Annotated in this window: 14 protein-coding genes; 6 read left to right on the top strand and 8 right to left on the bottom strand. The window is 73.2% G+C overall.

Annotated features, from left to right (window positions below; genetic code table 11):
• Positions 1-116: 116 nt before the first annotated feature.
• Positions 117-278, bottom strand: a complete 162-nt coding sequence (locus tag FHR78_RS12480; protein WP_166760878.1) for a hypothetical protein — start codon at positions 276-278, stop codon at positions 117-119.
• A 123-nt stretch (positions 279-401) separates the two neighbouring features.
• Between FHR78_RS12480 and msrA the strand changes: the two genes are divergently transcribed.
• Complete coding sequence (msrA, locus tag FHR78_RS12475; protein ID WP_166760877.1) at positions 402-956, top strand: peptide-methionine (S)-S-oxide reductase MsrA; 555 nt, start codon at positions 402-404, stop codon at positions 954-956.
• 86 nt (positions 957-1,042) lie between these two features.
• Positions 1,043-2,251 carry a cysteine desulfurase-like protein gene (locus FHR78_RS12470; protein ID WP_166760876.1) on the top strand — a complete coding sequence of 403 codons (1,209 nt, stop codon included), beginning with the start codon at positions 1,043-1,045 and terminating at the stop codon, positions 2,249-2,251.
• A gap of 141 nt (positions 2,252-2,392) precedes the next feature.
• Here the strand turns inward: FHR78_RS12470 and FHR78_RS12465 are convergent, their stop codons facing one another.
• From FHR78_RS12465 to FHR78_RS12445, 5 genes are all read right to left on the bottom strand, one after another.
• Positions 2,393-2,947: a hypothetical protein gene (locus FHR78_RS12465; RefSeq protein WP_166760875.1), complete on the bottom strand. Its 555-nt coding sequence runs from the start codon at positions 2,945-2,947 to the stop codon at positions 2,393-2,395.
• 146 nt (positions 2,948-3,093) lie between these two features.
• Positions 3,094-3,384, bottom strand: coding sequence for a ribonuclease E inhibitor RraB (locus FHR78_RS12460; RefSeq protein ID WP_166760874.1), 291 nt, complete (start codon positions 3,382-3,384; stop codon positions 3,094-3,096).
• Positions 3,385-3,651: 267 nt separating this feature from the next.
• Positions 3,652-4,545: a patatin-like phospholipase family protein gene (locus tag FHR78_RS12455; protein WP_166760873.1), complete on the bottom strand. Its 894-nt coding sequence runs from the start codon at positions 4,543-4,545 to the stop codon at positions 3,652-3,654.
• A 91-nt stretch (positions 4,546-4,636) separates the two neighbouring features.
• Positions 4,637-5,164 carry a hypothetical protein gene (locus tag FHR78_RS12450; protein WP_166760872.1) on the bottom strand — a complete coding sequence of 176 codons (528 nt, stop codon included), beginning with the start codon at positions 5,162-5,164 and terminating at the stop codon, positions 4,637-4,639.
• Positions 5,165-5,259: 95 nt separating this feature from the next.
• A complete protein-coding gene (locus FHR78_RS12445) occupies positions 5,260-5,730 on the bottom strand; it encodes a VOC family protein (protein ID WP_166760871.1) in 471 nt (156 codons plus the stop codon).
• A gap of 102 nt (positions 5,731-5,832) precedes the next feature.
• Between FHR78_RS12445 and FHR78_RS12440 the strand changes: the two genes are divergently transcribed.
• Positions 5,833-6,870 (top strand): helix-turn-helix transcriptional regulator, encoded by a 1,038-nt coding sequence (locus FHR78_RS12440; RefSeq protein ID WP_166760870.1) that lies wholly within the window; start codon positions 5,833-5,835, stop codon positions 6,868-6,870.
• Between the two features lie 3 nt (positions 6,871-6,873).
• Here the strand turns inward: FHR78_RS12440 and ychF are convergent, their stop codons facing one another.
• Entirely contained in the window at positions 6,874-7,947 is a 1,074-nt protein-coding gene (gene ychF, locus FHR78_RS12435) for a redox-regulated ATPase YchF (RefSeq protein WP_166760869.1), read from the bottom strand.
• A 108-nt stretch (positions 7,948-8,055) separates the two neighbouring features.
• On the opposite strand from ychF, the gene FHR78_RS12430 reads away from it, so the two are divergent.
• A complete protein-coding gene (locus FHR78_RS12430; RefSeq protein WP_166760868.1) occupies positions 8,056-8,682 on the top strand; it encodes an exonuclease domain-containing protein in 627 nt (208 codons plus the stop codon).
• A 216-nt stretch (positions 8,683-8,898) separates the two neighbouring features.
• Entirely contained in the window at positions 8,899-10,200 is a 1,302-nt protein-coding gene (locus tag FHR78_RS12425; RefSeq protein ID WP_166760867.1) for a DNA recombination protein RmuC, read from the top strand.
• On the opposite strand, the gene glpX is transcribed toward FHR78_RS12425, so the two are convergent.
• Positions 10,197-11,195, bottom strand: coding sequence for a class II fructose-bisphosphatase (gene glpX, locus FHR78_RS12420; protein ID WP_166760866.1), 999 nt, complete (start codon positions 11,193-11,195; stop codon positions 10,197-10,199). The genes FHR78_RS12425 and glpX overlap by 4 nt on opposite strands.
• Positions 11,196-11,343: 148 nt before the next feature.
• Here glpX and fbaA point away from each other — a divergent pair, with 148 nt between their 5' ends.
• The gene (gene fbaA / locus FHR78_RS12415) at positions 11,344-12,372 is read left to right on the top strand and encodes a class II fructose-bisphosphate aldolase (RefSeq protein WP_166760865.1); all 1,029 of its coding nucleotides are present in this window, start codon (positions 11,344-11,346) and stop codon (positions 12,370-12,372) included.
• Positions 12,373-12,444 lie beyond the last annotated feature (72 nt).

The raw sequence follows: 12,444 nt of genomic DNA, 5'->3' as shown, positions 1-12,444 counted from the left end.
CGGTGTCTCGCGGAGCGCGGATGAGCTTCACGGCAGGACCGCGCTCCCGAGGCACCACTCCCCCGACGGCCCGAGGCGGCCGGGGTGACGGACGGCGCGCGTCGGTGCGGCCGGGGTCAGCGGCCGGTGCGGTAGGCCGAGGCCGGCGCGGGACGGCCCTTCGCGGCGGCGCGGCGCTCGAGCAGCGCGGACAGCACGGGCGTGACGAGGGCGATGACGATCCCCACGATCACCACGACGGCTCCGAGGACGATCAGGGCGACGATGAAGGACTCCATGCAGCGATCCTCCCCGGGCCGCGACGGGGGCGCAAGCTCCGGGGCACAAGGTGCACGACGCGCACAGCAGCCTCTCGGCCCGGCCACACGGGGCTGTCGGTCGTCGGGCGTAGATTCACCGGCATGAACGACATCGCACCCGACTCCCCCGCCGCCGGCACCACCACCGAGCGAGCCGTCCTCGCCGGCGGCTGCTTCTGGGGCGCGCAGCAGCTGCTCCGTCGTCGACCCGGCATCGTCTCGAGCCGCGTCGGCTACTCGGGCGGCCACACCCCGAACGCCACCTACCGCAACCACGCCGGCCACGCCGAGGCCGTCGAGATCGTCTTCGACCCCTCGGTGATCAGCTACCGCGAGCTGCTCGAGTTCTTCTTCCAGATCCACGACCCGTCGACGAAGGACCGCCAGGGCAACGACATCGGCGACAGCTACCGGTCGGCGATCTTCTACACGTCCGACGAGCAGCGCGCGACGGCGCTCGACACGATCAGCGACGTCGACGCCTCGGGCCTCTGGCCGGGCAAGGTCGTCACCGAGGTCGAGGCCGTCGGCGACTTCTGGGAGGCGGAAGAAGAGCACCAGGACTACCTGGAGAAGCTCCCCAACGGCTACACCTGCCACTTCGTGCGTCCCGGCTGGGTCCTGCCGAAGCGCGAGCAGGAGGCCGTCGCGAGCTGACCTCGGTCGCCCGGCAGCGAGGCGCGTCCGCCTGCTGTCCTGAGGGCGGCGACGTCGAGGGCACCAGCACCTGGTAAGCAGGGTGCATGCCCCTCGACGTCGCCGCCCTCCGCTTTGCCTACCCGTCCCTCTCGTCGGGCATCGCCCACTTCGACGGACCGGGCGGCACGCAGACCCCCCGGGTCGTCGGCGAGGCGATCCTCCGTGCGATGACGGGGCCGACGTCGATCCGCGGCACGAGCACCCTCTCCGAGCGCAACAGCGAGGCGACGGTGCAGGCGTTCCGCGCCGCCTACGCCGACCTCCTCGGCGTGCCCGCGGCGGGCGTCGTCCACGGCCGCAGCGCGACCCAGCTCACCTACGACTTCTCGCGCCACCTCTCGGCGTCGTGGGGCGCGGGCGACGAGGTCGTCGTCTGCCGCCTCGACCACGACTCGAACGTCCGCCCCTGGCTGCAGGCAGCCGAGGCCGTCGGCGCGACGGTGCGCTGGATCGAGCTCGACCCGGCGACGGGCGAGCTCGACCTCGCGTCGGTCGCCGCGGCGATCACCGACCGCACCCGTCTCGTGGCCCTGACCGCCGCCTCCAACCTGCTCGGCACCCAGCCGCCGGTCGCCGCGATCGCCGACCGGGCGCACGCCGTGGGCGCGCTCGTATGGGTCGACGCCGTGCACTTCGCGGCGCACGAGGTCGTCGACCGGGCGGCGCTCGGCGCCGACTTCGTCGTCTGCTCGCCCTACAAGTTCGCCGGGCCGCACTGCGGCGTGCTCGGTGCCGACCCCGAGCTGCTCGAGGGCATCCGTCCCGCCAAGCTGCTGCCCTCGACCGACGTCGTGCCCGAGCGCTTCGAGTTCGGCACGCTGCCGTACGAACAGCTGGCCGGGGCCACGGCCGCCGTCGACTTCCTGGCCGGCATCGCGCCCGGCGACGCGACCAGCCGCAGGGAGGCGCTGGTCGCCTCCTTCGCCGCGGTCCACGAGCACGAGACCGCCCTGCGCACGCAGCTCGAACGGCGACTGGGGCAGGTGGCGGGGCTCACGCTGCACTCCCGGGCGGCCCGGCGCACGCCCACCCTCTACGTGACGATCGCGGGGCGCCGGATGCGCGACCTCGCGGCGCACCTCGCGACCCGCGACGTGCTGGCTCCCGCCGGCCACTTCTACGCGATCGAGGCGTGGCAGGCGATGGGCCTCGACGACGACACGACCGGCCTGCGCATCGGCCTCGCGGCGTACACCGACCAGGACGACGTCGACCGGCTCGTCGCCGGCGTCGAGGAGTTCGCCGCGGGCTAGGCCGGCGGCGGTCGCGGCCGGCGCTCCCGGACCGGCGCGAACCGACGAAAAAGGCTCCTCAGGCGGGCCTGAAGAGCCTTTCTCGTCGGTTCGCGGCGGCCCCGGCAGGGCCTCGGGCCTAGGGCCTAGGGCCCGGCAGGCCTAGGCCTGCAGCTTCTCGATCAGCTGGGCCTTGGTGAGGCGCGAGACGCCGGTGACGCCCTTGTCGGTCGCGAGCCCGCGCAGCGCGACGAGGGTCTGGGCGTGCAGGTCGACCTGCGCCTCGGAGCCGTCGTGGGCGGTGACCGTCGTCTCGTCGGCGTGCGGCAGCGGCGGCGTGTAGGCAGCCTCGGGGCCCTTCGGCGCGCCGGTCGTCGGCACGACGGACTTCTGCGCGACCTCCGCCTCGACCTGCTCGTGCGACTTCGTGGGCTGGGGCGCCGGCTCGCGGGCGGGCGCCGAGGAGGCGGTGGGCGCCTCCCCTGCAGAGCTCGCGGCCGCCTTCTTCACGGCCTTCTTCGTCGCCTTCTCGGCGGCGCTGATCTTGCTCGCGGCGGTGTCGAGGGCGTCCTCGACCGAGCCGCGGGCCTTCTTGGTCTTCTTCGCGCCGTCGGCCTTCGCCAGCGCCTTGACGCCCTTGCGAGCGTCGTCGACGGCAGAGAGGGCGGAGTCGAGCGCCGCGGTCGCGGCCTTCTGGAGCTTCTTCGTGCTGGCCACGGGGCCTCCTGGGTTCGGGTGCGGGGTCGTGCGCGGGGTCGTGCTCAGGTCGACCTCAGCCTGGCACCGATCGAGTGATCGGACAGCCAGCTCGGAGGAGCCTCCCAGCGCGCTGTCGGCGGCTCGACGGGCCGGGCGGGCCGGGCCTAGGCGGTGACGACGGGCGCCCCGAAGCCGTCGTAGTCGCCGCCGGTCTCGACGGCGATGCCGACGACCAGGGCGAGGACAGTCCGCATCGACTCGTCGTCCATCGCATCGGCCCGCGTGGCCGTGAGGTCGCGCTCCCGGAACGAGGAGCGGCTCGAGGCTGTCGAGCGGTGAGACACCACGCGGAAGCCACGGTCACGGAGGGCCGACGCCGCACGACGGGCCTGGTGCCCGGTCGGGAAGACGATGTTGTGGTCGATCGGACGCGCCAGGTGCAACTGGTCGGCCATCCGAAGCCGCTCGGCCCGCTGACTCCCCCACTGCGCGAGTTCCCTCGCGAGTGCCGTCCCCGCACGTTCGTCCATGTGGTTCTCCCCTTGGGCCACGCGGACTTCGCGTCGACCACCGAAGCCCAGCCAAGCGCATCAGCGGCTCGGGGGGAAGGCCGCCGTCGTCACGCCTCTCTCGAGGCGCGTGAGGGCTCGCCCGGGGGAGGCAGCCGTCGAGCGACGGTCAAGAGGTACGAGCCGTGAGGCCCGCCCTGTCCGGGCCAGGGCTCAGGCCCCGCCGGCCCAGAACGCGCGCACGGCCTCGACCACGCCCTCGGCCTGGCGGCGCCCGGCCTCGGCGGCGGCGGCCCGGTTCGCGCTCGACAGCGAGTTCGAGCCGAAGGCGGCGAGGCTCTCGGCGTCCGCCTCGACGACGAAGACGGGCCGGTCGGCGCCCATGCGGGTCGAGACCACGCCGGGCAGGGTCGGGCCGAGCGGCGACTGCGACAGCTCGGGTCCGCACGAGAGCACGAGCACGCGCTCGGCGGCGTCGGCCACGTCGGCGTTGGTGCCCGAGCGGACGCCGCCGTCCATCGTCGGGCGCCCGTCGACCTCGACGGTCGGCCAGACGAGCGGCACGGAGCAGCTCGCCGCGACGGCCACGTGCAGGGGGACGCCGGAGGCGGCGGTCAACACCCGGAACTCGCCGTCGGTCGCGTCGACGGTGCAGACCGCGAGCTGCCCCTCGGGCCAGGCGTCGCCGAAGCGCTCGCGCATCGTGGTGACGAGCTCGGGTTCGGTGCCGGTGACGGGCACCTGGCGGGCGAGCGCGCCCAACCGGGCCCGCGCCTCCTCGGCGTTCGTGGCTCCCTGGATCGCCTGCCCGACGCGCTGCGTGAAGTCGCCGCCGTCGAGGGCGGCCTCGGGGCCGGCCGCCGCGGGCTCGAGCTGCTCGGCGTACGCGTCGGCGACGCCGCCCAGGCGCAGCGTGGCGCCGACGACGGAGCCGGCCGACGTGCCGACGACGAGGTCGGCGTCGGCGAGCGGGACGCCGGCCTCGAGCAGGCGAGTGAGCACGCCGATCTCCCACGCGATGCCGGTGATGCCGCCGCCGCCGAGGACGACGGCGGTGCGGGGGCCGGACGAGGTCGGCGAGGGGGCAGGGGCAGTGGTGTCGGTCATGGGGTCTCCTCAGGAGCGTGGTGCGGGAGCGTCGTGTGGACCGGCCCACGCTACGACCGCAGCCTGGTCGGGCCTCCCAGGCAGCGGGCGGCTAGTCGACCTCGCTCTGCCAGGCGCCGTCGAGGGCCTCGGTCGCCCACAGCCGCTGCTCGGCGGGGACGTCGTCGCCGACGAAGCGGGCGACCAGCCAGTCCGAGCGATAGGCCTCCGGGCCGAGGCTGCGGGCGGCACGGGCCGCGGCGTCCTTCGTCTCGAAGCGCATCAGCACGAGGTCGTCCGTGCCGACCGCCGAGGTGCACGAGGAGGCGGCGGCCCCGCAGGCCTCGTCGGTCACGTCGACCGCCCCCTCGAGCAGGGCGATGCCGCCGCTGGTGGCTCCGGCCCGCGGGACGAAGTCGTCCGGCCGCAGGTCGACCCGGGAGTCGCGGAGCACGAGCCAGGCGCCGAACGAGACGAGGACGACGAGGGCGGTGGCCCCCGCGATCCACGTCGCGGCGGCCGCCCGGCCGATCTGGACGGACCAGGGGCCCGGGGCGGGGTGCGGCTGGGCCGGGTGCGCCGGGTCGGGGTGCGGCGACGCGGGGTGCGGGCGGGCGGGGACGGCGTCGGGCGGGCTCACGTCCTCGAGCATGGCGGCGACCGCGGTCGGCGGGCGTCCGCCGGGAGGATGACCGGGCCCGCGCCCGACCCTCTCCCCGGCGGACGCCGCGCGGATCAGCTCGCGTCGGCGTCGGCGTCGGCGTCGGCGTCGGTGACGGCGGAGCCGCCGTCCCACGGCACCTCGAGGTCGAGCACCCAGGTCACGCCGAAGCGGTCGACGACCATGCCGTAGGCCGGCGACCACATCGACGGGCCCAGGGCCGTGACCACGGTGCCGCCCTCGACGAGCGCCTCCCAGTACCGGGTCAGCTCGTCGCCGTCGGTGCCGCGCACCGAGACGAAGACGGGCGAGACGCCGGCGTCGAAGGGCCGGGCCGACGGCACGTCGAAGGCCATGACGCGCAGGCCCTCCGCCGAGACGAGCTGTCCGTAGATGACCTGCTGCGCCTCCGACTCGTCGGTGACCGCGTGCGCGTCGGCGTAGGTGACGACGGCGAGCTGGCCGCCGAAGACGGAGTGCCAGAACTCGAGCGCGGCCTGGGCGTCGCCGCGGAAGTTCAGGTGGGGGGTGGTGGTGACGGTCATGGCTGCTCCTGTGGTCGTGGGTGCCGGGGCTGTCCCGGCTGATGACCACGATCACAGGGGTAGAGGTCAGGATCGGTCCGCCACTGGATCTAGCCTCGGACCATGACCACCTCGACCTCCCGCCTGCTGCTCGTGCTGTCGCTGCTGCAGACGCGGCGTGACTGGCCGGGGCAGGTGCTCGCCGACCGGCTCGACGTCACGCCCCGCACGGTCCGTCGCGACGTCGACCGGCTGCGCGAGATGGGCTACCGCATCCACGCCGTCAAGGGCCCGGACGGCGGCTACCGTCTCGAGGCCGGCAGCGAGCTGCCGCCGCTGCTCTTCGACGACGAGCAGGTGGTCGCGCTCGCCGTCGCGTTGCGGCTGGCGACCGTGGCCGGAGCCGGGGTCGAGGAGGCGGCCGTCCGGGCCCTGACCACGGTGCGACAGGTCATGCCCTCTCGCCTGCGGCATCGGCTCGACGCCCTGCAGTTCACGGCGATGGGGCCAGGCCTCAGCCCTGCTGCGGGTGCTCTCGCAGGTGCCGGCGCAGGCGCCGCGACCGTCACGCCGGAGGTGCTCGTCGCGCTCTCGACGGCCGTCGGCGCCCGCGAGGTGGTGCGGTTCGACTACGCGGGGCACGTGTTCCCCGGTGCCGGCGACGCGCCTCCTGCGCTGTCGGCGGCCCTGCCGCCGCGTCGCGCCGAGCCGCACCACCTCGTCTCGCGGGGAGGCCGCTGGTACCTCGTGGGCTGGGACCTCGACCGCGACGACTGGCGGACGTTCCGCGTCGACCGCATGACCCTGCGGACGCCGAACGGCCCGCGCTTCGCCCCGCGCGAGCTGCCCGGAGGGGCGCCGGTGGCCGACTTCGTCGCCGCCCGCTTCAAGGGCTCGTCCGACGGGGAGCGCTGGCCCTGCCGTGGCAGCGTCGTGCTCGCGATGCCGGCGAGCGACGTGCTCCCCTACGTCGGCGACGGCACCGTCGAGCCGCTCGGCGCCGACAGCTGCCGCGTCGCCCTCGGGGCGTGGTCGTGGATCGCGCTGGCGGCGTCGTTCGCGCGCTTCGACGCGGACGTGAGCGGGGCCGAGCCGGCGGAGCTGGCGCAGGCGTTCGGGCGGCTCGGCGAGCGGCTGCAGGCGGCGTCCGCGCCGGTGTAGGCGCTAGTTGTTGAAGCGGAACTCCACCACGTCGCCGTCCTGCATGACGTACTCCTTGCCCTCGATGCGGGCCTTGCCGGCCGAGCGCGCCTCCGCGATGGATCCGGTCTCGACGAGGTCGACGTACGAGATGACCTCGGCCTTGATGAAGCCCTTCTCGAAGTCGGTGTGGATGACGCCGGCGGCCTGCGGGGCCTTCCAGCCCTTGCCGATGGTCCAGGCGCGGGTCTCCTTCGGGCCTGCCGTGAGGTAGGTCTGCAGGCCGAGGGTCTCGAAGCCGATGCGGGCGAGCTGGTCGAGGCCGGACTCGTCCTGGCCCGTCGACGAGAGCAGCTCGGCGGCGTCCTCGGGGTCGAGGTCGATCAGCTCGGACTCGATCTTCGCGTCGAGGAACACGGCCTCGGCCGGCGCCACCAGGGCGGCCAGCTCGGCCTTCTTCGCCTCGTCGGTGAGGATCGACTCGTCGACGTTGAAGACGTAGATGAAGGGCTTGGCGGTGAGCAGCCCGAGCTCGCGGATCGGCTCGAGGTCGATGCCGGAGGCCGACAGGGCCTCGCCGCGCTGCAGCGCCTCCTTGGCTGCCACGGCCGTCTCGTGCGTGAGAGGCTCGACGCGCTTGAGGCGGAGCTCCTTCTCGTAGCGGACGAGCGCCTTCTCGACGGTCTCGAGGTCGGCCAGGATCAGCTCGGTGTTGATCGTGCCCATGTCGCCCTCGGGGTCGACCTTGCCGTCGACGTGCACCACGTCGGGGTCGACGAAGCCGCGCACGACCTCGGCGATGGCGTCGGCCTCGCGGATGTTCGCGAGGAACTTGTTGCCGAGGCCCTCGCCTTCGCTCGCGCCCTTGACGATGCCGGCGATGTCGACGAACGACACCGGCGCGGGCAGGGTCTTCTCCGAGCCGAACAGGCCGGCGAGCACGTCGAGCCGCGGGTCGGGCAGGTTGACGATGCCGACGTTCGGCTCGATGGTCGCGAACGGGTAGTTCGCCGCCAGCACCTGGTTCTTGGTCAGGGCGTTGAACAGGGTGGACTTGCCGACGTTGGGCAGTCCGACGATCGCGATAGTGAGAGCCACGGTCAGCCATCGTACCGGGGCGAGGCAGGGGCGACCTCCGTTCCGCCCACGGGCGAAGGAGGCGCGGGTCGACCCGGCAGTGTCCGAGGCGCGTGACACCATGGTGCGATGCCCATCGACTTCACCGCGATCGACTTCGAGACCGCGAACTCGAGCAGCGCCTCCGCCTGCTCCGTCGGCCTCGTCAAGGTCCGCGACGGGGTCGTCGTCGACAAGGTGGGCTGGCTGATCAAGCCGCCGGCGGGGCACGACACGTTCCTCGAGTGGAACACGCGCATCCACGGCATCCGCGCCGACGACGTCTCCGACGCCTTCGAGTGGCACGAGCAGTTCGACCTCATCGCCGACTTCGCGGGCATCGACGTCTTCGTGGCCCACAACGCCGGCTTCGACATGGGCGTCATCAAGGGGGCGTGCGCCGCGACCGGGCTCACTCCCCCGTCGTGGGCGTACCTCTGCAGCCTGCAGGTCGCCCGCAAGACCTACGCGCTCGACTCGTACCGACTGCCGCTCGCCGCGGCGGCGGCCGGCTTCACCGGCTTCTCGCACCACGACGCCCTCGCCGACGCCGAGGCCTGCGCCGCCATCGTGGTGCACGCGGCACGGTTCCACGGCGCCGACGACCTGCGGCAGCTCGCCGACACGACGCGCGTCGGCATGAAGCGGCTCACCCCGGCCGCGACGCCCGCGGCGGGCGACGCCCCCGCTCCGCGCCGCCGCGTCGTCTTCCGCTAGACGCGCGCCCCGGCGCCCGCACGGCCCGGCGCGGCACGACCCCGGACGACGACCTGACGCGAACGGGACGAACCGTCGCAGGGCCACCGGCCACATCGTCCGTTTCGCGTCGACTCTCCGGTGCAGAGCCCGCCGTGCGGACCGCCGCGGGACACGGCGCCCGGCCCGCCGCACGGGCTCGCTCCCGCTGTCGGCGGCCCCTGCCACACTCCCTGCATGACCTCACCGCTCCTCCTCGTGGCCCTCGTCGTCGTCTCGCTCGCGGTCGGCACGGCGCTGGGCGTGCTGCTGTCGCGGTCGCGATGCGCCGAGGCGACCGCGCGGCTCTCGGCCGACGCCGCCGCCGCCCACGCGACCGTCGAGGGCTACCGCGAGCGGCTGATCGACCTCGACGAGCAGCACCGTCGCGAGGTCGCCGGGCAGGAGGCACGGCTGCGCGAGTTCCAGGACAGGCTGCGCGACGCCCGCATCGCCGAGGCCGAGCGCGCCCGGTCGGAGGGGCAGGTGATGACCGCGCTCAGCCCGGTCGCCCAGAGCCTCGCCGCCGTCCAGGCCAAGGTCGCCGAGCTCGAAGAGCAGCGCGCGCACCAGTACGGCACGCTCAGCGAGCAGCTTCGCAGCGCGGTCGCGTCGGAGGAGCGGCTGCGCAGCACCGCCGAGTCGCTCGCCTCGGCGCTCCGCTCGAACAGCACGCGCGGGGTGTGGGGAGAGACCCAGCTCCGCAACGTCGTCCAGGCCGCCGGGCTGGTCGAGCGGGTGGACTTCGACCTGCAGAGCAGCATCAGCAGCGACGCGGGCGCAGGGCGGCCCGACATGGTCGTGCACCTGCCCGGCGGCAAGCACATCGCCGTCGACGCGAAGGTGCCCTTCGCGGCGTTCCTCGAGGCGAGCGCCATCCCCGCCACGGCCGTCGGCGAAGAGGCCGCCCGACGCGACGTGCTCGTCCGCCAGCACGTCAAGGCGCTCCGGGCGCACGTCGACGCGCTCTCGGCCAAGACCTACTGGGCGGGCCTCGAGTCGTCGCCCGAGCTCGTGATCGCGTTCATCCCGAGCGAGTCGCTCGTCTCGAGCGCGCTCGAGGCCGACCCCTCGCTGATGGACTACGCGTTCCAGAAGCGCGTCGCCCTCGCGTCGCCGGTGACGCTCTGGTCGGTGCTCAAGACCGTCGCCTTCAGCTGGCAGCAGGACGTCGTCACGAGCGAGGCCAAGGTGCTGTTCGACCTCAGCCGCGAGCTGTACGGCAGGCTCGCGACGATGGCCGGGCACGTCGACAAGCTCGGTCGCTCGCTGCGCGGGTCGGTGGCCGACTACAACCGCTTCGTGGGCTCGCTCGAGCGCACGGTGCTGCCGTCGGCCCGCCGACTCAGCATGCTCGACGAGACCAAGTCGATCGCCGCGCCGACCGTGGTCGACGACCTGCCGCGCGACCTCACGGCCGTCGAACTGACGACCGCCCTCGACGCCGACCGTGAGGTCGAGGCGTCGAGGGCGGTCGCCGACGAGCGCGAGGCGGGCTAGGCCTCTTCGCCGTACCACTTCGAGACGAGGTGGTCGGCCTCGACCCGGCGGATGGTGCCCGAGTGCGAGCGCAGCACGATGCTCGACGTGCGGATCATGCCCTGCTTGCGCTTCACGCCGGCGACGAGCGCGCCGTCCGTGACGCCCGTGGCGACGAAGTAGGCGTTGTCGCCCTTCACGAGGTCGTCCTGGTCGAGCACGCGGTCGAGGTCGTGACCGGCGTCGATGGCCTTCTGGCGCTCGGCGTCGTCCTTCGGCGCCAGGCGCGTGAGGATGAGGCCGCCCAGGGCCTTGACGGCGCACGCCGTGATGATGCCCTCGGGGGTGCCGCCGACGCCCACGCACATGTCGATGCGGCTGTCGGGACGCGCTGCGTTGATGCCGCCGGCGACGTCGCCGTCGAGCAGCAGGCGGGTGCCGGCGCCGGCCGCGTGGATCTGCTGGATCAGGTCGGCGTGACGGGGACGGTCGAGCACGGCCACCTGGACGTCCTCGACGGCCAGGCCCTTCGCGTCGGCGAGGGCGCGGATGTTGTCGCCGATCGGCCGGTCGAGGTCGATCACGCCGATGCCCTCGGGGCCGGTGACGATCTTGTCCATGTAGAACACGGCGCTGGGGTCGAACATGCTGCCGCGGTCGCTCACGGCGATCACCGAGAGGGCGTTCATGCGGCCCGCGGCGGTGAGGCTCGTGCCGTCGATCGGGTCGACGGCGATGTCGCAGGCGGGCCCGAAGCCGTTGCCGACGTGCTCGCCGTTGAAGAGCATCGGGGCTTCGTCCTTCTCGCCCTCGCCGATGACGACGACGCCGTCGAAGGCGACGGTGCCGAGGAACTTGCGCATCGCGTCGACGGCGGCGCCGTCGGCGGCGTTCTTGTCGCCCTTGCCGATGAAGGGGGCGCTGCGGATGGCGGCGGCCTCGGTCGCCCTCACCAGCTCCATGCCCAGGTTGCGGTCGGGGTGCGAGTACAGGTTTCCGGAGGACGAGTCAGCCATGCTCCGGATCCTACTAGGGGGCCGCCTCCGCGACGGCCGTCGCACAGACCTGCACAGACGTGCAGGGGCCGCACGGCTCGGTCCGCCCCGGGGGCCCCTGGGTAGGGTGGGTCGGAGCAGACCACACGTCATCATCGAAGGAGATCCGATGCCCGTCGCCACCCCCGAGCAGTACGCCGAGATGCTCGACAAGGCCAAGGACAAGGGGTTCGCCTACCCCGCCGTCAACGTGTCGTCGTCGCAGACGATCCACGCCGTGCTGCAGGGCCTCACCGAGGCCGGCAGCGACGGCATCATCCAGGTCACGACCGGCGGCGCCGACTACTTCGCCGGCCACACGGTCAAGAACCGCGCCGCCGGCGCCATCGCGTTCGCCAAGTTCGCGACCGAGGTCGCCAAGAACTACCCCGTCACGGTCGCGCTGCACACCGACCACTGCCCGAAGGACGCCCTCGACGGCTTCGTGCTGCCCCTCATCACGGCCAGCGAAGAAGAGGTCAAGGCCGGGCGCAACCCGCTGTTCCAGTCGCACATGTGGGACGGCTCGGCCATCCCCCTCGACGAGAACCTCGAGATCGCCCAGCAGATGCTCAAGCGCACCGCGGCCATCAACGCCATCCTCGAGGTCGAGATCGGCGTCGTCGGCGGCGAGGAGGACGGCGTCCAGCACGAGGGCTCGAACGAGGCGCTCTACACGACCGTCGGCGACGTGACGAAGGCCGTCGAGGCCCTCGGCCTCGGCGAGAACGGCCGCTACATCGCCGCCCTCACCTTCGGCAACGTCCACGGCGTCTACAAGCCCGGCAACGTCAAGCTGCGCCCCGAGCTGCTGGGCGAGATCCAGCAGGGCATCCAGGACCGCTTCACGACGTCCGAGAAGCCCCTCGAGCTGGTGTTCCACGGCGGCTCCGGCTCGTCCGACGCCGAGATCCGCGAGGCGGTCGCCAACGGCGTCGTCAAGATGAACCTCGACACCGACACGCAGTACGCGTTCAGCCGCTCGATCGCCGACACGGTGCTCAAGAACTACGACGGCTTCATCAAGGTCGACGGCGAGGTCGGCAACAAGAAGCAGTACGACCCCCGCGCCTGGGGCAAGGTCGCCGAGTCGGCGATGGCCGCGCGCGTCGTCGAGGCGACCAAGCAGCTCGGCTCGCACGGCCAGTCGGGCAGCTGACCCGCACCTCCTGAGGCCGACGAGAGGCCCCGCAGCGACGAGCTGCGGGGCCTCTCTGCGCGACGGTCGGAG

The sequence above is a fragment of the Frigoribacterium faeni genome (assembly GCF_011761235.1).
GTDB classification, from domain to species: Bacteria; Actinomycetota; Actinomycetes; order Actinomycetales; family Microbacteriaceae; genus Frigoribacterium; species Frigoribacterium faeni_A.
This window is presented reverse-complemented; position numbering and strand designations above follow the sequence as displayed.

Bases quoted from the DNA above. Each gene is read 5' to 3' on its own strand.
- FHR78_RS12445 (WP_166760871.1), bottom strand. From the start codon at position 5,730: ATGACCGTCACCACCACCCCCCACCTGAACTTCCGCGGCGACGCCCAG.
- FHR78_RS12470 (WP_166760876.1), top strand. From the start codon at position 1,043: ATGCCCCTCGACGTCGCCGCCCTCCGCTTTGCCTACCCGTCCCTCTCG.
- FHR78_RS12460 (WP_166760874.1), bottom strand. From the start codon at position 3,384: ATGGCCGACCAGTTGCACCTGGCGCGTCCGATCGACCACAACATCGTC.
- FHR78_RS12455 (WP_166760873.1), bottom strand. From the start codon at position 4,545: ATGACCGACACCACTGCCCCTGCCCCCTCGCCGACCTCGTCCGGCCCC.
- FHR78_RS12480 (WP_166760878.1), bottom strand. From the start codon at position 278: ATGGAGTCCTTCATCGTCGCCCTGATCGTCCTCGGAGCCGTCGTGGTG.
- msrA (WP_166760877.1), top strand. From the start codon at position 402: ATGAACGACATCGCACCCGACTCCCCCGCCGCCGGCACCACCACCGAG.
- FHR78_RS12440 (WP_166760870.1), top strand. From the start codon at position 5,833: ATGACCACCTCGACCTCCCGCCTGCTGCTCGTGCTGTCGCTGCTGCAG.
- fbaA (WP_166760865.1), top strand. From the start codon at position 11,344: ATGCCCGTCGCCACCCCCGAGCAGTACGCCGAGATGCTCGACAAGGCC.
- FHR78_RS12430 (WP_166760868.1), top strand. From the start codon at position 8,056: ATGCCCATCGACTTCACCGCGATCGACTTCGAGACCGCGAACTCGAGC.
- glpX (WP_166760866.1), bottom strand. From the start codon at position 11,195: ATGGCTGACTCGTCCTCCGGAAACCTGTACTCGCACCCCGACCGCAAC.
- FHR78_RS12425 (WP_166760867.1), top strand. From the start codon at position 8,899: ATGACCTCACCGCTCCTCCTCGTGGCCCTCGTCGTCGTCTCGCTCGCG.